The organism is Streptomyces sp. NPDC048106, from assembly GCF_040706415.1.
Classification (GTDB): Bacteria; Actinomycetota; Actinomycetes; order Streptomycetales; family Streptomycetaceae; genus Streptomyces.
The window spans coordinates 118,530-140,128 of record NZ_JBEZND010000011.1; the positions used below are offsets into that span (position 1 = coordinate 118,530).

Sequence of the window (21,599 nt, forward strand, 5' to 3'; positions counted from 1 at the left end):
GGCCCGGCGCGGGCCCGGCACAGAGCGAACCGGGACGGACGTGGGCCGGGTGGAAAGCAACGTGGCACAGACGGATGGAGCGGGCCGGTGCGAAGAGTGCGGACCAGGCCCGGGGGCCGCGGCGTGCGACGGAGCGGAGCGATTGCGGCACGGGCCCGGCGCGGGCCCGGCACAGAGCGAACCGGGACGGACGTGGGCCGGGTGGAAAGCAACGTGGCACAGACGGATGGAGCGGGCCGGTGCGAAGAGCGCGGACCAGGCCCGGGGGCCGCGGCGTGCGACGGACCGGAGCACGTGCGGAGCAGGTGACGCGGGCGGGGTTGGCCAGGCATCGCGAGGGCAGGGGGCGGGGTGGGTGGGGCGGGCTCGGCCAGGCACCACGACAGCGCAGGGGCGGGGCGGGGCGTGGCCGGCCGGCGCACCGCGGTGGCCCGGGGCGGGGCGGGGCGGGTTGGTGGGAGAGCGAGGCTGCGCGCGCTCTGTGAGGGAGAGACGCGCGCAGCCGTCCGTGGTCACCCCGAGGGCAGGGTGGGGTGGGTCAGAACTGCAGGTCGCGGGTGAGGGGCCCGGTGTACAGCTGGGCGGGCCGGCCGATGCGGCGTTCGGGGGCGGTGACCGCTTCCGTCCAGTGGGCGATCCAGCCGGGGACCCGGCCGACGGCGAACAGCGCGGTGAACATCTCGACGGGGAAGCCCATGGCCCGGTAGATGAGGCCGGAGTAGAAGTCGACGTTCGGGTAGAGCTTGCGCTCGAGGAAGAACTCGTCGCTGCGGGCGATCTCCTCCAGTTCCAGGGCCATCTCGAGCAGCGGGTCGTGGGCGGCCTTGCCGCACACTTCGCGGGCCACTTCGCGGATCACCCGGGCCCGGGCGTCGAACGTGCGGTAGACCCGGTGGCCGAAGCCCATGAGGCGGAAGGGATCGTTGCGGTCCTTGGCCCGGGCGACGTACTTGCCCAGGTCACCGCCGTCGTCCCGGATGGTCTGGAGCATCTCGATCACGGCCTGGTTCGCCCCGCCGTGCAGCGGGCCCCACAGCGCGGACAGCGCCGCGCTGACCGAGGAGAAGAACCCGGCGTTGCTGGAGGAGACCAGACGCAGCGTCGCGGTCGAGCAGTTCTGCTCGTGGTCGGCGTGCAGGACCAGCAGCGCCTCCAGCGCGCGGACCATGGCCGGGTCGGTGGCGACGGGCGTGTCGCCGAAACACATGTGCAGGAAGTTCTCGACGTACCCGGCCGACGGGTCCCATGCCCGGCGGGGGCGGTCCTCGACACGGGCGAAGGCGTGCGCGGCCAGGACCGGCATCGCGGCCAGCAGATCGAATCCCGCCCGCTCGGCAAAGGACGCCCCGTCCGCGCCCAGCGCGGTCATCACCGACGTCGCCGCCGCGAGCATCGCCATGGGATGCGTCCCGGCCGGCATCGCGTCGAAGAAGGGGCCCCACGCGGGGTGTGCGGGCAGCGTGCTGGCGGCGATCTCCCCCGCCCACCGCTCCTCCTGCGCGCCGGTGGGCAGTTCCCCGGTGACCAGGAGGTGAGCCGTCTGCAGGAACGTGCACTTCTCCGCGACCTGCTGGGCGGGATAGCCGCGGTAGAGGAGGATGCCCGCGTCCCCGTCGATGTAGGTGACAGCGGACCGGCATATCGCGGTGTTGGCCAGACCCGGGTCATACACCAGGCAGCCCTCGCGTGCCAGGTCCGCCGCCGCGACGGCCCCGCGTCCCATCACCGGCTCACTCACCGCGAGTTCGGCTCGCACCACACCGCCTGCGGCCCCGGTCCGCGGCTGTGGTACCCCAGGCGTCTCGTGCACTGTCCTGCTCATCCAGGTCGTCCCCTAAATCTCGTGTCCGTAGGCTCAGCGGCTCACAGAGCCACACTCAAACGCTTCGCCAGCACCGCCTTGTACGCATCCGTGTCCAGCTCCAGGTCCGGGACCACCGGCAGCAGCAGCGACGGCGGATACGCGCCGTCCCGCACCAGATACGGCCGCTCGAACGTGAAGTCCACGATCGTGTTCGACGGATTCACACCCTCCGCCTCGACATCGACACACTCATCGGCGCGGTCGTTCACCAGCACCGCGTCGACCACGCCCCCGATATCCGCGATCGCTTTCTCCCGCGTGACGACGAAGTTGCCCTGACCCGACAGATTCGCCGACGTCAAGGCCACCGGCCGGCCGAACACCTCCAGCAGCCGGTTCAGCGCACACGAACGCTGGAACATCACCGCGACCGTGTTCGCCCCCATCGTCATCCGCGGCGAGAACCCGTACGTGAGATCGAAAATGAACGACACCTCGGCCGGCCACACCCGCCGCAGCTCCGGCAACCCGAAACCCCCGGGAAACCGCACATACCTTTCCGTGTCCTCGATCGCCGGCACCGCCAGAGTCAGCGGACCGAACTTCGTCCGCTTCTTCGCCTCGAAAACACGAGAAATCGCTTTCTCGTTCTCCGCGTCACAGATCAGCACATAATTCGTGCGGCTCGGGACAACGACGATCCCGCCGTCACCGAGCACCCCCGCCACCTCGGCCAGAGAAGACTCCGACTCCTCCAGAACCAGCCCCGCCATGACACCTCCCAACGACTCAAAACCCAGCACACACCACCGGCCACAGACCCCGAACCCCCACCCCGGAATCAAACCCCGGAACAGAGACCCGGAACCCCGCCCGGCACCGACCACCCACTACCCTCCCCACCCCCACACCCCCCGTCAACCGTGATTAGCAAATCAATCAACACAACAAAACAACCCACCCAATCCCCCACCCCAAAACAACACCCCCACCACAACGAGAAACAACACCACGGACACAACCACCCCCCACAAAACACCAAACAGAAAACGGCTACCCCACCCCAGGAATCCACCCGCCACCCCACCCCACCCGCCCGCCCGCCCGCCCGCCCGCCGGAACAACCCGACACAGACACCCGCCGCACACACCCCGCACCAGACACCGGCCCTCCGGACAGGAACCCGCCCGGCCCACTCAGGGACGTCCCCGCTCACCGCCACCAGGGATGTCCCAGCCCCCCGGCCGCCCCGGAAAACCCCAGAACGGGGATGATCCCATCGAAGGACCGAGAGCACGCGTAAAAAAGGCGGCCGGATGACCAACACAACGACCGGCACGCATCCGGAACCCCGGCCGCTGCCACGGCAGTTCCAACCGGCAGCATCACTGACGATCGAGGCGCTGGCGGAGGCCTCAGGGGTGAGCGTCCGCGGGATCGGGGCCGGTTGGCGACCCGGCCGTCGCGGATCATTCACGTTGATGGCGTCCACGAAGACGACCGGGTAGACACGGTCGAGCGGACGTGACTGCCATTCGGCCATGCCTTCCATCACCTTGTCCGTGACGGTGCTGATGGTCTGCTTGGAGACTTCGGCTCCGCACACCTCGGCCAGATGAGCCGATATCTCCCCACGGGTCAGGCCCTTCACCGACAGCGACAGCGACAGCGACAGCGACAGCGACAGCACCATCTCGTCGACACCGGTCAGGCGGCGCTGCCGCTTCTTGACGATCTGCGGCTCGAAGGTGCCGGCCACATCCCTCGGCACCTTCACCTCGACCGAGCCGACGTCCGTCAGCACTGTCCTGGTGCGGGTGCCGTTGCGGCTGTTGCCGCCGTTCCGGCCCGCCGCATCGTGCTTGCCATAGCCGACATGGTCGGTGACCTCGCCCCCAGGGCGGACTCCAACACCCGCTTCGTCGCCTGCTGCAACAGCCCGCCCTCCCCGGCCAGCTGCAACCCGCCATTACGGACGCGACCGACCAGCATCGCGATCAACTGCCCGTCCGACACCGCCTCCGCCGCCCACTCGACGACCGGCTCTTCCACGGTCCCCGTACTCGGTGACGGCCTCGCTCACCAGGCGTCTCCTTGATCACCGGATCCGCCGTTGATTAGACACTCCCCTCCGGAGTCGTCGAAGGACATGTGAACCGGGTGAAAACGCTCAAGCGGGCGATGTATGTCCGGGCCTCGTTCGAACTTCTCCGGACGCGCATCCTCACCCAGCCGTGATGTTCCGAGAATGATCGTGGTAGGCAAGGCGCATGCTTGGCCGACTTCCTCTCAGTGAGCAACTCAACGGCTTCCGATCTGTGCTCTCAAAGAACGAGATCTTGACTGACGTGATGACCCGGGCGGCAACACTGGAGTTGCCCGGCTGGTACGTGACCGCGGGCTGCCTGTTCCAGACAGTGTGGAACGTGGCCACCGGCAGACCTCCGACCAACGGCATCAAGGACTACGACATCTTCTACTTCGACGACAGCGAACTCTCCGGGGAATCCGAGGACGCCGTGATCAAGGCGGGCCAGAAGGTGTTCGCTGACCTGCCGGCCGAGGTGGAGATCCGCAACGAAGCCCGCGTGCACCTTTGGTACGAGCAGAAGTTCGGGGTGCCCTGCCCACCGCACGCGTCCACCGAGGCCGCGATCGACTGCTTCGCTGCAACGACGTGCTGTCTGGGCGTCCGGCTGGAGGCCGACGGCGGATGGCGCGTCTATGCACCTCACGGGCTCTCCGACGTGTTCAACCTAGTCGTTCGACCCAATCCGGTTCTTGCCCCGCGGGAGGTCTATGAGATCAAGGCGGCGCGTTGGAAGAACGAGTGGCCGGAGCTCACGGTCCTGCCATGGCCAAACTGATGACCTTCACGGAACTGCGGACAGAGCCGTTTTCACGAATCGCCATCAGTCCAGTCCATCCGCTGCCGCAACCTCCTGCGCGGGATCCGTCGCACCGCAGGCCCCCGCATGCGCGCACCCGAGGGCGCCCGTGCGCTCACCGCCGTCGACAGGGCACTATCGGCTTCATGACCTCCACCCCCGCCGCCCCCGACGCCCCGGCGACGACTCGCCTGACGCCTTCCGTGACCGCCGCGCCCTACGACCACCCGGACGCCCGCCGCTTGACCCAGGTCCTGCGCGCCGAACAGCTCGGCCTGTACGGTTTCGCCGACGACCCAGACACCACTCCCGAGGCGGACTTCGACCCGCCCGGGCTGTTCCTCATCGTCCACATCGACGGAGAACCAGTCGGGTGCGGAGGGATACGCCTTCTCGACGAGCACACCGCGGAGATCAAGCGGATGTACGTCGCCGAACGGGCCCGCGGCCACGGGATCGGCCGGTACCTGCTCGAACAACTCGAACAACACGCCGTCAGCCGTGGAGCAACGCGCATCATGCTGGAGACCGGACGGCGCAACACCGCCGCCCTGGCCCTCTACCACCGCTCCGGCTACGTGCCTTGCCCGTCGTATGTGCCCGGACGCGACCACACCATCAACCGGGCCATGACCAAGCCCCTCGGCAGCAGCTCAGCGTGACTGCTGAAGGACTGCCCTGCCCGGCGCCGGCCTCGGCCCCCCGGAAGGTCAGGGGCCTGGTTGTAGCAGAGGGCGAGCTCGCGGGCGAGGGCCGCCTCGGGCAGCGCCGTCATGTTGACCAGGGATCAGCCCGCCGAGGCGTACCACTGGGACTCCGCGCGGCTGGAGAACCGCGGGCCCTCGATGATCATCATGGTGCCGCCGTCGGCGACCGGTCCGGTGCCGGAGGAGGCGTCGGCCTTCAGCACCGCGGTCCGTCCTGCGTCGCGTAGGGGTCGGCGAACGACACGTGCAGTGCGGTCTCGTCGTAGAAGGTGCCGGTCCGGCCGCTGGTGCGGTCCATCACCTGGTCCGGTACGACGATGGTGCCGGGACCCAGTTCGCGGCGGAGCGAGCCCACCGCGCAGGGGGCCAGGACGCTCCGGACGCCCGCTGCGCGCAGCGCCCAGAGGTTGGCGCGGTAGTCGATACGGTGCGGGGCGAAGGTGGCCGCGGCCGTGCCGGGGCAGGAAGGCGACCCGGCGGCCGGCCACGGTGCCGACGGTCAGCTTGTCGGACGGCTCGCCGTAGGGCGTGGTGAGGTCGAACTCCTCTGCATTCTCCAGGAGTTGATACAGCCCGGTACCGCCGATCACGCCGATCTCGGCGTGATCGGACAGTGCGGGCATCGCGCTCATGGCGGTGACACCTCGTGGGAGCGCGGGGACTCTGGGGGCGGGATTTCCTGGGGACGAGAGGCGCGGGAGGGGCCGGGCAGCAGCGGGTCGAGCGTGGCCACGGTGCGGTGGCGGGGGACGGCCGGGCCCCGGGGGTCGCCCTCCCGGCGGACGCCCACGGCGTGCCAGCCGGCCTGCACGGCGGCGTCCAGCTCGGCGGCGACGTCGCTCAGGAAGAGCAGGCGCCCGGGGTGCGCGCCGACGGCCCCGGCGAGGGTCCGGTACGACGCGGGGTCAGTCTTGCTGCCGGCGCTGCGGAGGTCGAAGTAGCCGTCGAGCAGCGGAGACAGATCCCCGTACGCGGTGTGGCGGAACCAGTCGAGCTGGGCCGCCGCCGAGCCGGAGGAGTAGATGACGACGCGCACCCCGGCCGCCTTCCAGGCGCGCAGCGCGGCGGGGACCTCCGGGTAGACATGGCCGTGCAGCGCGCCGGACGCGTACCCCTCCGCCCAGATCCAGCCCTGCACGGTCTTCAGCGGGGCCGCCTTCACATCGGCGTCCGACCAGGCGGCCAGCGCGGCCACCACACCGTCGGTGTCGAGGTCGGGCCGGTCGAGCTCCGTGCGCACGTCCTCGGCCACCTGCCGCACCCGGGACTCCTGTGCGTGCCGGGTGAACCAGCCGGCCAACTCCCGGCGCGCGTAGGGGAAGAGGACGTCCCGTACGTACGTGAGGGAGCCGGTGGTGCCCTCGATGTCGAGCACTACCACCTCCGTGTGCGGGCCGGTCACTCGGCGGATCCCACGATGTCGTCCAGGCGGGGGAAGCGGCCGGCGATGGGGATGCCGGTGAAGTCGCCGACCCAGCCGTCCTCCTCTTGGAAGAAGCGGATGGCGGCGAAGTCGGGGGTCTCGCCCATGTCGAACCAGTGCCGCGTCCCGGCGGGCACCGACAGCAGATCGCCGGCCTCACAGACCACGGCGAACACCCGGGCGTCCAGGTGCAGCGTGAACATGCCGCGGCCGTGGGCGAAGAAGCGGACCTCGTCCTCGCTGTGCCGGTGCTCCTCAAGAAAGGTCCGGCGGGCCGTCGCCGCGCGTTCCCGCCACTCCTCGGTGGGCGCCGGGTGCAGCCGGGCGATGTCGACGAGCTTCATGGAGTCCTTGGCGCACACCTCGTCGACGCGGTCGCGGTACAACTCGAGGAGGGCCGCGTCGTCGAGTGCGGGCGTGTCGTCGCTGCGGACGTGCCAGCGGCGCAGGCTGACGCCGCGGGCGGCGAGTTCACTGGTGATGCGCGCGTCGTCGGTGGTGCGCAGCAGCACCTGGTCCGGAGCGTCCTCCGGCATGATCTGCAACAGGGTCATTGGTCGGCTTCCTCAGCTCTCGGAGAGGTGTCGGGTGGGAGGGGCGGCTGGTGTGCGCGGCGGGCGGCCGGTCAGGCGGCCGCCGCCCGGCCCGCGGCGGGCACCTCGCCGGTGAGCAGCAGCAACTGGCACATGGACTCGACGCACTCCAGCCGGTTGCGGGCCTGGGCGAGGTCGCGGCCCCAGACGGTGACGCCGTGGTCGGCGATGAGGAGCGCGGGCGGGGCATCCGGGGACGCGGTCAGGTACGCGGCCACCTCCTCGCCGATCCGGGACACGTCCGGCCAGTTGGCGAAGACGGGCAGCCGGGTGCGGCCGGGCTCGGGCAGACCGAGCCCCTTGAGCAGTTCCAGGCCGTCGAGCGGCAGCCAGGCCGTCCGTCCGGCGGCGCCGGTGAGCCGGGCGAGGGCGGTGGCGTAGGGCGGGTGGGCGTGCACCACGGCGCCCGCGGACGTGGTCCGGTACACGGCCGTGTGGATCGCCGTCTCGGCCGAGGGCCGCAGGGCGCCGTCCGGCCGTACGGCGCGCGCGGTAACGGAGTCGACCAGCACCGAGTCTCCGGGGCCCAGCGACCCCTTGTCCAGGCCGCTGCCGGTGATCAGCGCACGCGGCTCGGGCCCGGGCAGCCGGACGGAGAGGTTTCCGGAGGTGCCGGGCAGCCAGCCGCGCGCGTACAGGTCGCGGGAGAGTCCGGAGAGGGCGGCGCCCGCCTCGGCCTCCGCGCCCGCCGCCGCCCCGGGCCGCACGTCCGCACCGGCCGGCCCGGCGGGCCGCAGCACCCGGGACTCCGAGACGACGGCGGTGATCAGCGCCCCCGGGGTCACGTCGAAGGCCGGATTGAAGACACCGGCGCCCTCGGGGGCCACCCGGACCCCGGCCACCGTGGTGACCTCCTCGGCGGCGCGCTCCTCGACCACGATGCCGGTGCCGTCGGCGAGCGCGGGGTCCCAGGAGGAATCCGGCGCGACCACGATGAAGGGGATGCCGTGCCGGGCCGCGGCGACGGCCAGACCGTAGGTGCCGATCTTGTTGGCCGTGTCACCGTTGACGGCAATCCGGTCGGCGCCCACCAGGACGCAATCGACCATGGACCGCGCCATCAAGGCGGCCGCCGCCGAGTCGGGGCAGATCCGGTACGGCACGCCCGCCTCGCCCAGTTCCCAGGCGGTGAGCCGCGAGCCCTGGAGCAGCGGGCGGGTCTCGTCGACGAACACCTCGGCGACCCGGCCGCGGGCGGCCAGCTCCAGAACGGTGCCGAGCGCGGTACCGCCCGCCGCGGTGGCCAGCCGCCCGGTGTTGCAGTGCGTCAGCAGCCGCAGCGGGCCCTCCGGCAGCAGCTCCTCCACCAGGTCGGCGGCGGTCGTGGCGGCGCCCCGGTTGGCGGCGATGTCCTCCTCGATCATGCGCAGCGCGGTCGCGAGCACCGCGTCGGGGCCCTGGGGCAGCTCTTCGATCACCCGGGAGACGGCCCAGGCGAGGTTGACGGCGGTGGGCCGCGCGCCGGCGATCCGTTCGGCGTCGGCGCGGACCGCGGCCCGGTCGACCGAACCGTCGGGCGAGGTGTGCAGCCGGGCGGAGAGCGCGACGCCGAGGGCGCCGGCGAGACCGATGGCCGGAGCGCCCCGCACCGCCAGAGTGCGGATGGCGTCGATCACCTCGTCCACTGTTCTCAGCCGTAGCAGGACGGCCTCCTGGGGCAGCGCGCGCTGGTCGACGACGCTGATGCCGTCCTCCGTCCAGGCGAGGGAGGTGGTGGCGGCCGGCTGGCCGGACGGCGCGCCGGTGGACACGGGTAGGGCCGACATGTTGCTCCTCAGTCACGGGGGCCGGGGAAGGGAACGGGCGGGAGGGGGTCAGCTCTCGTCGGGCCGGGGGTCAGCTCCTTGAACCGGCGCACCGCTTCCTCCCGTACGCCGGTCTGCTTGCAGAAGGCGAACCGGACCAGGGAGCGGCCGGCGTCCGGGTCGGCGTGGAAGACGGAGTGCGGGACGCCGACGACGCCGCAGCGGGCGGGCAGCGACCGGCAGAAGGCCACCCCGTCTCCCTCGCCCAGCTCGCTGATGTCGATGCTGACGAAGTAGGTGCCTGCGAGCCGCAGGACGTCGAGCCCGGCCGCCGCGAGTCCGTCGGAGAGCAGGTCACGGCGGAACTGGAGGTCCTCGCGGAGCCCGGTGAAGTACGCGTCGGGCAGCCGCAGCGCCTCGGCCGCGCCGCGTACTGGAAGGGGCCGGCCCCGGCGAACGTGAGGTACTGCTTCGTGGTGCGCACCGAGGCGATCAGCTCGGGCGCCCCCGTGGCCCAGCCGACCTTCCAGCCGGTGAACGAGAAGGACTTGCCCGCGGAGGAGATGGTCACGGTGCGCTCGCGCATACCGGGCAGGCCGGCGATCGGCCGGTGCCGCGCGCCGTCGTACACCAGGCGCTCGTAGACCTCGTCGGAGACGACCAGCAGATCGCGCTCGACGGCGAGGCCGGCGATGGCGCACAGTTCCTCGTCGGTGAGGACCGTGCCGGTGGGGTTGTGCGGGGAGTTGAGCAGCAGCAGGCGGGCGCGCGGGGTGACGGCGTCGCGCAAGGCGTCGAGGTCGGGCCGGAAGGCGGGCGGCCGCAGCACGGCCGGGACCCGAACCGCGCCGGCCATGGCCAGACAGGCGGAGTAGGAGTCGTAGGCCGGGTCGAGGGTGATGACCTCGTCGCCGGGCTCCAGGAGCGCCGGCAGCGCGGCGGCGAGCGCCTCCGTCGCCCCGGCGGTGACCACGACCTCGGTGTCCGGGTCGTACGCCGGCTTGTAGAACCGCCGCTGGTGCTCGGCGACAGCGGTGCGGAGTTCGGGGATCCCGGCGCTCGGCGGGTACTGGTTGCCGCGCCCCTCCCGGATCGCGCGCACGGCGGCCTCGGCGACGGCCGCGGGGCCGTCCGTGTCCGGGAAGCCCTGCCCCAGATCGATCGCTCCGGTCGAGGCGGCGAGCGCCGACATCTCCGCGAAGACGGTCGTGCCCAACCCGGCCAGCGCCCGGTTCAGTACGGGTCCGTCGCCCATGCCTCTCCTCCCCCACGACGCTCTAGCATCGCTGCGCGTCGGTAGCATTATCGTGCTGCACATCGCGTCACGGCAGACCACCCGACCAGGCAGGAAGAATTGCCTACAGCCACCGGGTGCGCAAGGCCTCGCCCAAGCAGCAGCCACCGCATCCACAAGGTCGACCAGAGCAGCGGCAGGATCTCCACCCTCGCAGGCGACGGATGCTCGACTCCATGCCGAAGTCCGCGCAGCCGGGGGCGAAGAAGGCCATCCAGGGCATCTACAACGCCGAATACCGTGACCACGCCGAAGCGGCGATCAAAACGGGCGCCCAGTTCTACGGAGCGAAGTTCCCCAAGGCCATCAAGAAGATGACGGACGATCAAGAGGAGCTGCTGGCGTCCTTCGACTTCCCGGCCGAGCACTGGATCCATCTGCGGACCACGAATCCGATCGAATCCACGTGCTCAACCGTCCGCCTGCGGACCAAGGTCACCCGAGGCGCCGGCTCCCGCACCGCCGCCTTGGCCATGGTCTTCAAACTCGTCGAGTCCGTCCAGCAACGGTGGCGGGCGGTGAACGTACCCCACCTTGTCGCCCTCGTCCGCGCCGGAGCCCGCTTCGAACTCGGCCACCTCGTCGAACGCTTGGAGACGAGAGCAGCCTCACCATTGCGCCGATTACCCTGCACCTATGGCCGACCTGCGTGAGCTGCATTCCATCCATGACCTCCGCAGCGCAGCGCACGGTGATGCGCTACTGCTATGGGCCGCGGGCGATCTATCGCACGGCACGCGGGTCTTTTCCCTCGGTGAGGCCGCAGCAGTGACGGCGCCGACGCTGTCCGGTCGCGACCGGCTTGCTGTCACCGGCCCTTCTGACGACGCTGCAGACTTGATCCGCGCAGTTCTGCCGCAAGTCGGCCCTACCTTCCGGCCCATCGGGGACGAGGACCTCATTCGCGGCCTCGTGACATGCGTTCCGGAACTGGAGATGGTCGACGCTTTCGGATGGATGCAGACAGAAGCCTCCGCCAGCCGCCGCGACGGGGCCGCGTGGCTAGCCGCATCGGATCGTTCCGACATCGCCAGGCTGCTGGACGAGGCGTTCCCCAAATCCTACGCCCGACCCGATCGGCCGGGCGTGCGTCGCTGGGCCGGCGCCCGCGATGAATCCGGAACGCTGCTGGCATGTGCCGCTGACGCCTGGAGCGCGCCGAGTGTCGGATTCCTTGCGGGTGTCGCCACCGCCGAACAAGCGCGTGGGCGTGGTATTGCCACGGCCGTGTGCAGTCTCGTCCTGGACAGCCTTGTCGTCGACCACGGCTTGGCCGCGTTGATTGTCGACAGCTGGAACACCGCCGCCGTCCACCTCTACCGCGGCCTCGGCCTGTCATGGCGTCCTCTCGCAGCCGCCCGCGTTACAGACTTCTGAATGCTCCCGCGCCGCGCAGCTCCCGAGAACCGCCGATCCATAAGATTTGACAATTGCTCGACCCAGAACCTAACGAAGCACTAAGGGCTTGCAGATCATTAACACGTTGTCTTGATCATGCTGGAGTCGCCGCTCTGGGCTCGAACCCGAGCCTGGAGGGCGGTGAGGGCGGAAGGCGGAGTGGCCGCCGGCGGGATGACGATGCTGTGCGCCTTGAGCAGTTTCCTGATCTTCAGCAGGGTGCGATGCATGGCGGTCCGACTGATATCGAACAGCACCGCGAGGGGTTCCGCGGCCAGCGCGACCCGCAAGTGAAGGACGGCTGCCAGGACCTGGTCAGGGAAGGCGAGCCGGGGCGGGCGACCGCGCTTGACGTCGCCGTCGACGGCCAAAGTGTCGCTGAGATCACGCAGTTGCTGCCGGGACATGCCGGTCAGGACGGGGTCGGACAGGAGAGCTGGGTCCCACTTTGGGGCCGGCTGCTGCGGAGCACGGGGCGCTGGGATGACAGGGCACGGTTGGGGGTGCACGGCGTAGTTCCAGTCGCCGTGGAAGGCGTGTCGGGTCAGTTGGCAGGGACGCCATCTCCGCGTCGCCGATCTGGACTCCGGTGGGGTAGATGTTGGTGTCCAACTCGGCCGTGACGCGTAGTCCGGTGCGGGTGGTGGTCGCGGCGATGGACTGGACGATGACTTCGTGGCTGGTCAGCGGGCGGCCGCGCCAGTTCATGGTGATGTGGGAGAAGAGCCGGTGCTCGATCTTGTTCCACTTCGATGTGCCTGGCGGTAGGTGGCACACGGTGATCGTCAGTCCTGTTTCGGCCGCGAGCCGGGCGAGTTCGAGTTTCCAGGCCCGGGTGCGGTAGCCGTTCGAGCCGCCCGCGTCGGCGGTGATGAGCAGTCGTGTCGCCTGCGGGTAGGTGCTCCGGCCCTGGCCGCACCACCAGCGGCGGATCGATTCCACCGCGAACGCGGCGGTGTCGTGATCGGTGCCCACGTTGACCCAGCCGGTGTTCGCCGCGAGATCGTAGATCCCGTACGGGACGGCCTTGCCCCGCTGTGGGTCGGCGAAGTCGTGGACGTTCACCGTCACCGGATCAGCCGCAGGCCGCCACTGGCGGCCGTTGTTCTTGAACTCGCCGACGAGTTCCTACTTCTTGGTGTCCACGCTGATCACCGGCTGGCCGGCGTCCCGGTGATCACGGGCCTGCTCGTTGAGATAGCAGAACTGGGCATCCCGGTCCGGATGCCGGCTTCCCTTGATGGTCTTGGCGTTGGCCTGAAGACTGAAGCCTTCCTCCCGCAGCAGGTCCGCGACGGTGTCCGCATCCGCACTGACCTTGTGCCCGGTCCGGGTCAACTCCCCCGCAAGAGTGCGGGTCGACTTCACCGTCCACCGCAGCGGCGACATCGGATCACCCCGCTCGTCCGGCTCGACCAGCGCCAGCAGCGCCGGCCGCAGCCCCGGATCGAGATCTGCGACCCTCTTGCGGCCTCCGCCCGGCCGCCGCACCCGCCCCAGAGGCTCCTCACCGGTCTCCAACTCGAACACGCCCTTGCGGACCGTGGTCTCACTCACTGACGCCGCCCGCGCCACGGCCCGAACACCACCGTGTCCCAGGACACGGGCCTCCGCGGCCATCAGCAGCCGTCGCTGCCGCTCGTCCAGATGCGGAAACAACACCGTGAACTTCACAGCGAGTCGGGTACAGATCTCGTCCGGGATGCGCATACCACACCAACGAGCCACGGGACAGGAAGCAACACCTTGATGATCTGCAAGCCCTTAGGTGTACTGACCCGGGAGGTTGATCAAGCGGGCGATGGGCGGCTTATTCCCGATGGCGGTGTGTGGCGTTGGCGTGACTCACAGACTCGGTTCCTTCACCTGGGCTGCCTCGGCGCGGGCCGTCGTCTGCTTGAACGCGTGCAGTGAGAGCCACAATGCGACAAGGAGGCTCGTGATGCAGATTCCGAGTGCGACGTGGTAGCCGGTTTCAAATGCGCGACGGGCCGTGCCCTGCATCTGGGTGGGGGCTGCATGGAGGTTTCCGGTGGCGATGGTGCCGGGGGCAGAGTGCGTGTGCCCGTATCGCGATGCGACCCAGGTGTGGTGGGTCACTGCCGCGCCGATGGCGCCGACGAGCGCGAGGCCTACGGCGGTACCGAGTTGGCGCGAGGAGTTCAGCACCGCCGAGGCGGCACCCGCGACGGGCGCGGAGACGTCGCGCATGGCCACGTGGGTGATCCCAGGCACCAGCAGTCCGAATCCGACTCCGGCGACCAGGTATCCGATGCCCGCCACAGCGAATGGGGCGGTTGGCGTCAAGGTGCTCAGTGCTGCCACACCGAGCGCTCCGGCCGCGCAGCCCGTGGTCACGATGGCACGTGACGTGAAGCGTTGACTGAGTTTGCCGGCCATCTGCGCGGCCACTAGGAACGGGGCGTTCATCAGCAGCCACGACAGGCCGGTGTGAAGGGCGGACCAGCCGAGAAGGTTCTGGAACATCAAGGTGACGTAGTAGAGCGTGCCGCTGAAGGCCAGGTAGCTGCTGAAGTAGATGAAGCAGGCAGCGATGAACGCCGAGTTGCTGCGCACCGCTCTCGGTACCAAAGGATCGCTGGCGCGGCGTTGCCACTGCACGAACGCCACGAGAACGAGCCCGCCGCCGATGAGCGGCAACAGGGTTCGTGCCGGATCCCAGGGCACGTCAGTCGCGGTGATCAGTCCGAAAGTCACTGATGCCAGGCCCACCGACGCAAGCACGACACCCTGCACGTCAAACGGCCGCGACTCGGACGTCGTAGCGGCCCGCGGGCCGGTCAGCAGAATCAAGGCAACCGTGACAACAATGATCGGGAGATTGACCCAAAAGATCGTTGACCAGCCGGAGGCGGACAGCAGGAGGCCGCCGATGATCGGGCCCGTGCCGAAGCCAATGCCGCCGATCGCTGCCCACCAGCCGATCGCGTGACCGCGCTGTTCCGGCGGGTAGGTATCAGTCAGTACGGCGAGGGTGAGCGCCAAGATGTCGGCTCCGCCAATTCCCTGACCGATCCGCGCACACACAAGTGCCGCGGGGCTGGGTGCCAGCGCTGCTCCGGCAGAGCAAAGGCCGAAGACGACCAGACCGGCCAACAGGACCGGCCGGTGGCCAAGCCGATCACCGAGTGCACCCATCAACGGGATGAGTGCAGCCAGCCCGAGGGCGTAGCCGCTGATGATCCACTCCAACAAGCCTGGCGCCACCTGCAGCTCATGCTGAATCGTCGGGAGGGCGACATTGACGATCGTGACGTCGAGTTGGATCGCGAAGCCGGCCAGACACAACGCCAGCAGCGCCATCCGGCGTCGTTGTCGGGCATCTAGGGTTGGCGCTGATTGGTTCGGGGTCATCACATCGTGCTCCTGTCACGTTCTCGCTCGTAGGCGTGTCACAGGACCTGACACCCCGCAACACGAGGACGTGACTGGATGGACTCTGCTGAACAGCTCAGCCGACACTTCGAAGAGAGCCGTCAACGGCTGACCGCACTGGCCTATCGGATCCTCGGCAACAGCGCGGATGCAGAAGACGCTGTCCAAGATGCCTGGGTTCGCCTCAGCCGTCCCGGCGCAACAGACGTCGCCGTCGTCACCAACCTCGATGGATGGATGACGACCGTCGTCTCACGCACATGTCTCAACAAGCTCAGAGCACGAGCCGCGCGACCCGAGAGCCCAACAGACGCAGCCGGGCCCGAACTCCACGTACGCCCCGACCAGGCACTGGGCCCAGAGGATCAGGCTCTTCTCGCCGAGCAGGTCAGCCTGGCGCTCCACATCGTTCTACAAAGTCTGACACCACCCGAGCGCCTCACGTTCGTGCTGCACGACTCCTTCGGGATGCCGTTCAGCGAGATCGCCAACGTCCTCGGCAAGTCGACCGAAGCTACCCGCAAACTCGCCAGCCGCGCGCGTCAACGAGTGCACGCCGTCGATCCCGCCGAGATCGAGACCAATCCCGCCAGTCAACGCAGCGTGGTCAACGCCTTCTTCGCCGCATCCCGCGACGGTGACATCGACACGCTTCTCACTCTGCTGCACCCTGAGATCACATTCCATGCCGACGGCGGAGCCACCCGGCCTGCCGCATCCGCCACGATCCACGGCCCAGAGAACGTGACACGACGCGCAGCGACATTCGCCATCCCAGACGCCACGTTCCAGCCCATCACGCTCAACGGCAGCGCGGCTGTCATCGTCCGCAGCAACCACCAGTCCGTCTCGATCATGGCTTTCGTGATCTCCCACGGCCGAATCGCCCAGATCTACTCACTGCTCGACCAACTACGTATCGAGCAACTGGTCAACGGCATCGGGCAGGCCCGCCAGCCTAGCGACAACGGATCTTCCCAGAGCGGCCCTCGCTGAGCCGCTCAACCAATGTCCCGGATCAGTACACCTGGCTCACCCGTCCACAACCTCCCCGGACAGAACAGCTAGGTCGAGCCAGGCTGCGGTGGCAGGGAAGAGGCGGGCGACGGCCTCGAATACGGCGGGGTCGGTGAGCGCGCCTCGGGTCGGATCACTAGTACTGCAACGGTGTTTGCCGTGACGGGTGGCCAGGTCACGGGCTGTGTCCGCGGCGTTTGTAGTGGCTGGTGTGGGCCTGGTGTTGCCGTCGTCGGCGCCAGGTCGACCAGTGCAGGATGTGCTCGACGGGTGTGGGCCGGCGGTCGGTGAGGCGGGTGATCAGCCGTCGTATCTCGGCGAGGCTGAGGTGGATGAGCGGGGAGGATCCGTTTCTGCTTTGTCGGCGTCCAGCTCGCGGGCTCGCAGGACGGTCAGGCAGGCGTGAGCGGCCATGGCGAGGGTCATGTGGCGGTGCCAGCCTGGGTAGCGGCGGACCTGGTAGTCGTCCAGACCGCATTCCTCCTTCGCGCTCTGGAAGCATTCCTCGATGGCCCATCGGCTGCCCGCGATGCGGATCAGCTCGTCCAGGGTGGTCCCGGCGGGGCAGTAGGCGATGTAGTAGGAGATCTCCTGCGGGCGGGCGACGCTGCGGCGGGCGATCACCCAGTGGCGGCGGTCGGGCCGGTGCCAGGGCCGCACCTCGACGCGTGCCCAGTCGTAGATCCGCAGGCCGTGGGCCCCGGTGCCGCAGGAACGGCGTTTCCATTTCTGCCGGGCAAGCCCGTTGAACAGATCGTGGACGCGATGGTCGATCGCCCAGCGGGTGACCACGGTGTCGTGCCGGGTGGTGGCCATGACGTGGAAGACGTCCGCCCGCTCCAGCTCGGACCGCCAGCCCTTGGAGAACCCGTAGGCGGCATCCGCGGTCACCCACCGGAAGGGGATGTTGTCCGTGATGGCGCGGCGGACCATCGCCTTGGCCATGGCCACCTTGGTCTCGAAGCCGACCTCGTCGTCGATGCCGGCCCGGCGGCACCTGTCGCGGTCGTCGGTCCAGGAGGCGGGCAGATACAGACGCCGGTCGATCAGTGTCCGCCCGCGGCCGGTGGCATAGGCGAGGAAGACGCCGACCTGGCAGTTCTCCGTCCGCCCAGCGGTGCCGGAGTACTGCCGCTGCACCCCGGCCGACCGCGTCCCCTTCTTCAAGAAGCCCGTGTCGTCCACGACCAGCACCGCTTCGGGGTCGCCGAGGTGGTCGACCACGTACTGACGCACGTCGTCGAGTACCTCATCGGCGTCCCACTCGATCCGGTTCAGCATCCGCTGGATACGGTCCGGGCCCGCGTGGCCGGCCTCCTCCGCCAGCGTCCAGCCGTTCTTGCGCTGCAGCGGAGCGATCAGCCCTCGCATATAGGCCAGAGCCGACTCACGCGGCTCCGACCTGCTGAAACGGTGCACGAATCGCTCATGCACAGCGTCCAGTTCGCGCGCCCACAACCTGACATCAGCAAGGTCCCCACCCATAACCACAACAACGACCGACCTGGCCATCAGTCACAGCAAACACCGTTGCAGTACTAGGGCGAGTATTCGGTCGTGATCAAGGGGTGGTCCTGACCAGGTCCTTGATCCAGATCATCGCGCCGCGAAGGTGGAGGCCGGCGAGATAGCTCGCAGGGGTCTTGTCATAGCGAGTGCACCGGACCAGCACCCACAAGGTCAAGTCCCCCATGTCCCGCTACAGCGAGCGACGCAACGACGGCCGCCCCGACCGGAGCCGCATCATCACCAACCTCGCCGTCACCGTCCTCGAACCCGGCCCCGAACAGCCGCCTCTGCCCACGGCCTCCCGCGACGACCGCCACACCGCCCCAGCCCAGCGCCGACGGCATCGCATCTCGCCCTGCTGCAGGACGACGGCGCGCCCGCGCAGGCGCCGGCCACGTCGCAGACGTCGAGGATCTCCTCGTCGGTGGCGCCGTGCCGCAGCGCCGCCTCCAGGTAGACCTCCAACTTGTCCCCGGTGTCCCCGATAGCCACGAGGACCGCGGCGAGCAGCGCCCAGTCGCGGTAGCCGCCCGCGCGGTGGGCCACCGGGCCGGCGAAGCCGGCCAGCAGCGTGCCGCGAAGCCGCGGACTGACGCTCGCGAGAGCGTCGATTTTCTCCACCAGCCGCGGACCGGCCAGGGTGGCCGCCTCGTTCCGGGCCAGGATCTCGCGCTTCCGATCGGGCGCCGTCCCGAGCGACGAGGGACCGCGCGATGTGCTGTGAATCCCGTGAATCGTCGTCTCAACCTCCCGGCGTCGACCGCCTGATGGCGGCCAGAACTGATAATGTGGCACAACTAGTTCCAATTAACAACCAGGAGATATTGTGGCTAACGCCTATAAGTCGAATGAATTCCGACACGGCCAGCCCTTCCTCGCCACCATCTCGGATCGGTGGAACTACCAGATCCTGAGTGAGGTGTTCTTCGGCACCTCCCGCTTCGGCGAGCTCAAGCGCGCACTGGGCATCTCGGCGAACATCCTGACCGCGCGGCTCAACGACCTCACCGAGATCGGCATGCTCGACCGACACGCCTACCGCGAGGACAAGCCGTGGTACGAGTACCGGCTCACCGAGGCCGCCCGCGAGCTGGTCGTACCGGCGATCGTGGCGATCACCCGCTGGGCCGAAGGGCACGCGCTCGCCACCGATAGCGACGGCGGCACCCCTCGCCCGCTGCTGCACACCACCTGCGGCAACGAGACCGACCCCTACCTCGCATGCAGTGCGTGCCATGAGCCGATCCAAGCATCGAACCTGGTCCCGCTGGTTGCAAACAAGAACTAGTAGCAATATGCTCTTAGTTGTGGGGCCGAACTCCGACCCCCTCGCGAAGGGAGTTCGCCATGACCGCGAACCGGTTCGAGGGCGCATCCGAGCGACTGATCCCCACCTCACTCGGGCGGATCAACGTGCGCGACGGCGGCAGGGCGGACGGTCCGGCCCTGATCTTCTGGCCAAGCCTGATGATGGAGGGGACCATGTGGCGTCCCCAGTACGATCACTTCGCCGACACCTACCGCGTCGTGCTGATCGACAGTCCCGGACACGGCAAGTCGGACGCCCTGCGCCGGATCATCGACCTCAAGGAGTGCGCCGACGCGCTCGTACAGGTCCAGGACGCGCTCGGCATCGACAAGGCGGTGCTGATCGGCAACAGTTGGGGCGGCATGCTCGCCGGCGTCTTCCCCGCCTACCACCCGGACCGGTCGCTCGCGACCGTCGGCATCAACTGCACCGCCTCGCTGCCGACGACCTTCGAGAGCATCTGGGCCACCGCCCTTGCCGGCTACCTGTCGCTGAACTCGAAGATGCCCGCCATCGCCCTCAAGGCCGCACGCGGCGCCTTCGCCGGACCCACCGCCGAGGCCGAGCGCCCCGAGTTCATCGACTACCTGAGCGTCATCCTGCGCAACGACCCCAAGTCGGTCGCCTGGGCCCTGCGCAGCATCCTGATCGGCCGTCGCGACGAGCACCGTCTGCTCTCCACGATCACCGACACCCCTGTGCTGATCATCGCCGGCGAGGAGGACAGCCAGTTCCCCGTGCACGCCGTGCGCCGCATGGCCGACGCCATCCCCACCGCCACCTTCAAGGTCCTGCTGCACACCGGCCACCTGGCCGCGCGGGAAAACCCCAAGGCCGTCAACGCCGAGATCGACGCGTTCCTGGCCACACTGCCCGCCCTGGAAAGGATCTGACGGCCCATGACCGACATCCGTCGGAGCGAAGCACCCGCGTGGATCGACGGCTTCATGCACGAGATCGACACCCTTGAGTTCGGCGACTGGTTCGCCACCCTGCTGGACGAGGACAGCGAGATGATCTTCGGCACGGCGAACGTGCACGGCGCCGAGGCGATCAAGGCCTTCTTCGTCAAGATCGACACCCCCCTCGACACCACGCACACGGTGCTCGAGGCATGGACGGGAGACGACGTCCTGATCCTTCGCGGCGTCGGAAGCGTCGCCAAGAAGACCGAGCCCGACAACGTCGTGCACGCGCCGTTCACGCACATCTTCCACCTCACCCGCGACGGCGAGGCGACGGCGCCGCGGATCAAGACCCTGCACATCACCGCGGGCCCCGTGAACACGGACGTCCTGCTCTGAACAAGCCAGGGCCCGGCGCCCCACGTCGGCTCTCCAAAGTGACCGGGACGTCGGCGTGGGCGGCCCGCGCGGCGAGCCGCAGGGCGTCGTCGAGGACGATCTCCCGGCCGCCGACCTGGATCAGTAGTGGCGGCAGTCCGTGCAGATCGGCGTGCGACGGGCTGGCCGGGGGTGCGCGGATCCGTGCCGGCCAGGTAGTCGGCGGCACGGATCTCAAGGGCCTGGCGGGTGAGCGCCGGGTGGGCCTCGGCGCGGGTCGTCATGCTGCGGCCAAACTGGGTGAGGCCCGTCCACGGGGACAGGACGGTCGCGGACAACGGCTGGGGCAGTCCCGCGTCCCGGACCGCCAGCAGCAGGGCGAGCGCGAGGCCGCCGCCGACCGATTCGCCGACGACCGCGACCGACGCGGCCGGCAGGCCCTGGTCGAGCAGCGCCCGGTAGGCGGCGAGGGCGTCGTCCACGGCCGCGGGGTAGGGGGGTCCGGGGGCGAGCCGGTAGTCGACGGAGAGGGCGGTGGCCGCGGTGCGGCGGGCGATCTCGGAGACCAGGCCGACCCTGGAGGCGACCGAGCCGATCACGTACGCGCCGCCGTGGAAGTACAGCACGGTGCCGCCCGAGGGCGCGGCGGTGCCGGCGTGCCCCTCGACGGCGGCCACCCCGCCCAGTTCAGTTGTGCGGGTGCGGACGTCGTCGGGCAGCGGATGAGAGCCGAGCATCTCGTCGAAGGCGTGGCGCGTCTTCTCGACATCGCCGCCGGGGTCGGACGGCGAGCTATTCAGCAAATGGGAGACGGCGTCCAGTTCCGTCCGCGAGAGGCGGGCCAGGATCGTGGGGTTGGCGATCTTGTATCCGATGAGGTGGAGGATCGGCAGGACGGCGCCGTCGTGGACGGGGTCGAGGAACTTGTTGGAGTGCCAGGAGGCGGCGAGGGGGCCGGTCTCCGCCTCTCCGTCGCCGATCGCAAACTGGCGGCACGTTCTCTCCATGCCGGCCAGGTCCAGGGAAACGTCCGGATAGACCTCGCTGTAGCTGCCCTCGATCGAGCCAGGAGTCGGCGACGACGGAGGGCCCGCCGTGTCCGGACCCCCAGATGGCCAGGACGTCGGCCCGCGGGTTTTGATCACCCTGTTCAGGTGTCACCGCGAACGCATTTCGCGATGATGAACTGCACGCCCTCGACGCCCACTGGCGAGCCGCCAACTACCTCTCCG

Annotated in this window: 16 protein-coding genes and 7 pseudogenes; 9 read left to right on the plus strand and 14 right to left on the minus strand. The window is 69.2% G+C overall.

Annotated features, from left to right (window positions below; genetic code table 11):
• Positions 1–538: 538 nt before the first annotated feature.
• The 3 genes and pseudogenes from AB0927_RS14485 to AB0927_RS14495 all read right to left on the minus strand — a co-directional run.
• The gene (locus AB0927_RS14485; protein ID WP_366667898.1) at positions 539–1,723 is read right to left on the minus strand and encodes a citrate/2-methylcitrate synthase; all 1,185 of its coding nucleotides are present in this window, start codon (positions 1,721–1,723) and stop codon (positions 539–541) included.
• A gap of 140 nt (positions 1,724–1,863) precedes the next feature.
• Entirely contained in the window at positions 1,864–2,577 is a 714-nt protein-coding gene (locus AB0927_RS14490) for a Sua5/YciO/YrdC/YwlC family protein (protein WP_366667899.1), read from the minus strand.
• 708 nt (positions 2,578–3,285) lie between these two features.
• A pseudogene (locus AB0927_RS14495) lies at positions 3,286–3,770 on the minus strand (transposase); the annotation flags it as partial.
• A 305-nt stretch (positions 3,771–4,075) separates the two neighbouring features.
• Here AB0927_RS14495 and AB0927_RS14500 point away from each other — a divergent pair.
• Both AB0927_RS14500 and AB0927_RS14505 read left to right on the plus strand, forming a co-directional pair.
• Positions 4,076–4,672, plus strand: a complete 597-nt coding sequence (locus AB0927_RS14500; protein WP_366667900.1) for a nucleotidyltransferase family protein — start codon at positions 4,076–4,078, stop codon at positions 4,670–4,672.
• A gap of 167 nt (positions 4,673–4,839) precedes the next feature.
• Positions 4,840–5,355, plus strand: a complete 516-nt coding sequence (locus AB0927_RS14505) for a GNAT family N-acetyltransferase (RefSeq protein ID WP_366667901.1) — start codon at positions 4,840–4,842, stop codon at positions 5,353–5,355.
• Between the two features lie 62 nt (positions 5,356–5,417).
• On the opposite strand, the pseudogene AB0927_RS14510 reads toward AB0927_RS14505, so the two are convergent.
• The 5 genes and pseudogenes from AB0927_RS14510 to AB0927_RS14530 all read right to left on the minus strand — a co-directional run.
• Positions 5,418–6,023: pseudogene (locus AB0927_RS14510) on the minus strand (S-methyl-5'-thioadenosine phosphorylase); the annotation flags it as partial.
• 5 nt (positions 6,024–6,028) lie between these two features.
• Entirely contained in the window at positions 6,029–6,775 is a 747-nt protein-coding gene (mtnC, locus tag AB0927_RS14515) for an acireductone synthase (RefSeq protein ID WP_366667902.1), read from the minus strand.
• Between the two features lie 23 nt (positions 6,776–6,798).
• The gene (locus AB0927_RS14520) at positions 6,799–7,377 is read right to left on the minus strand and encodes a cupin (RefSeq protein ID WP_366667903.1); all 579 of its coding nucleotides are present in this window, start codon (positions 7,375–7,377) and stop codon (positions 6,799–6,801) included.
• A 71-nt stretch (positions 7,378–7,448) separates the two neighbouring features.
• Positions 7,449–9,182 (minus strand): S-methyl-5-thioribose-1-phosphate isomerase, encoded by a 1,734-nt coding sequence (gene mtnA, locus AB0927_RS14525; protein WP_366667904.1) that lies wholly within the window; start codon positions 9,180–9,182, stop codon positions 7,449–7,451.
• 8 nt (positions 9,183–9,190) lie between these two features.
• Positions 9,191–10,416 (minus strand): annotated as a pseudogene (locus AB0927_RS14530) (pyridoxal phosphate-dependent aminotransferase).
• Positions 10,417–10,583: 167 nt separating this feature from the next.
• Here AB0927_RS14530 and AB0927_RS14535 point away from each other — a divergent pair.
• Together AB0927_RS14535 and AB0927_RS14540 are read left to right on the plus strand one after the other, a co-directional pair.
• Positions 10,584–11,108: pseudogene (locus tag AB0927_RS14535) on the plus strand (transposase); the annotation flags it as partial.
• On the plus strand, positions 11,092–11,832 hold the full coding sequence (locus AB0927_RS14540) for a GNAT family N-acetyltransferase (protein WP_366667905.1): 741 nt from the start codon (positions 11,092–11,094) through the stop codon (positions 11,830–11,832). The pseudogene AB0927_RS14535 and the gene AB0927_RS14540, both read left to right, overlap by 17 nt.
• Positions 11,833–11,930: 98 nt before the next feature.
• On the opposite strand, the pseudogene AB0927_RS14545 reads toward AB0927_RS14540, so the two are convergent.
• Positions 11,931–13,563 (minus strand): annotated as a pseudogene (locus AB0927_RS14545) (ISAzo13 family transposase).
• A 135-nt stretch (positions 13,564–13,698) separates the two neighbouring features.
• On the minus strand, positions 13,699–15,177 hold the full coding sequence (locus AB0927_RS14550) for an MFS transporter (RefSeq protein WP_366667906.1): 1,479 nt from the start codon (positions 15,175–15,177) through the stop codon (positions 13,699–13,701).
• A gap of 129 nt (positions 15,178–15,306) precedes the next feature.
• Here AB0927_RS14550 and AB0927_RS14555 point away from each other — a divergent pair, with 129 nt between their 5' ends.
• Positions 15,307–16,245 (plus strand): sigma-70 family RNA polymerase sigma factor, encoded by a 939-nt coding sequence (locus tag AB0927_RS14555; protein WP_366667907.1) that lies wholly within the window; start codon positions 15,307–15,309, stop codon positions 16,243–16,245.
• A gap of 321 nt (positions 16,246–16,566) precedes the next feature.
• On the opposite strand, the gene AB0927_RS14560 is transcribed toward AB0927_RS14555, so the two are convergent.
• Together AB0927_RS14560 and AB0927_RS14565 are read right to left on the minus strand one after the other, a co-directional pair.
• Entirely contained in the window at positions 16,567–17,751 is a 1,185-nt protein-coding gene (locus AB0927_RS14560; RefSeq protein WP_366667908.1) for an IS701 family transposase, read from the minus strand.
• A gap of 276 nt (positions 17,752–18,027) precedes the next feature.
• The gene (locus AB0927_RS14565) at positions 18,028–18,570 is read right to left on the minus strand and encodes a hypothetical protein (protein WP_366667909.1); all 543 of its coding nucleotides are present in this window, start codon (positions 18,568–18,570) and stop codon (positions 18,028–18,030) included.
• A 31-nt stretch (positions 18,571–18,601) separates the two neighbouring features.
• Between AB0927_RS14565 and AB0927_RS14570 the strand changes: the two genes are divergently transcribed.
• From AB0927_RS14570 to AB0927_RS14580, 3 genes are read left to right on the plus strand one after another with little or no spacing between them, the layout of a single operon-like run.
• Positions 18,602–19,063, plus strand: a complete 462-nt coding sequence (locus tag AB0927_RS14570) for a helix-turn-helix domain-containing protein (protein WP_366667910.1) — start codon at positions 18,602–18,604, stop codon at positions 19,061–19,063.
• Positions 19,064–19,122: 59 nt separating this feature from the next.
• A complete protein-coding gene (locus tag AB0927_RS14575; RefSeq protein ID WP_366667911.1) occupies positions 19,123–19,977 on the plus strand; it encodes an alpha/beta fold hydrolase in 855 nt (284 codons plus the stop codon).
• A 6-nt stretch (positions 19,978–19,983) separates the two neighbouring features.
• Positions 19,984–20,388: a nuclear transport factor 2 family protein gene (locus tag AB0927_RS14580; protein WP_366667912.1), complete on the plus strand. Its 405-nt coding sequence runs from the start codon at positions 19,984–19,986 to the stop codon at positions 20,386–20,388.
• Here the strand turns inward: AB0927_RS14580 and AB0927_RS14585 are convergent.
• Positions 20,351–20,993 (minus strand): annotated as a pseudogene (locus tag AB0927_RS14585) (alpha/beta hydrolase fold domain-containing protein). The gene AB0927_RS14580 and the pseudogene AB0927_RS14585 sit on opposite strands and share 38 nt — an antisense overlap.
• Here AB0927_RS14585 and AB0927_RS14590 point away from each other — a divergent pair.
• Entirely contained in the window at positions 20,902–21,093 is a 192-nt protein-coding gene (locus AB0927_RS14590) for a hypothetical protein (protein ID WP_366667970.1), read from the plus strand. The pseudogene AB0927_RS14585 and the gene AB0927_RS14590 overlap by 92 nt on opposite strands.
• Before the next feature lie 89 nt (positions 21,094–21,182).
• Here the strand turns inward: AB0927_RS14590 and AB0927_RS14595 are convergent.
• Positions 21,183–21,524 (minus strand): annotated as a pseudogene (locus tag AB0927_RS14595) (phosphoketolase); the annotation flags it as partial.
• Positions 21,525–21,599: the final 75 nt, after the last annotated feature.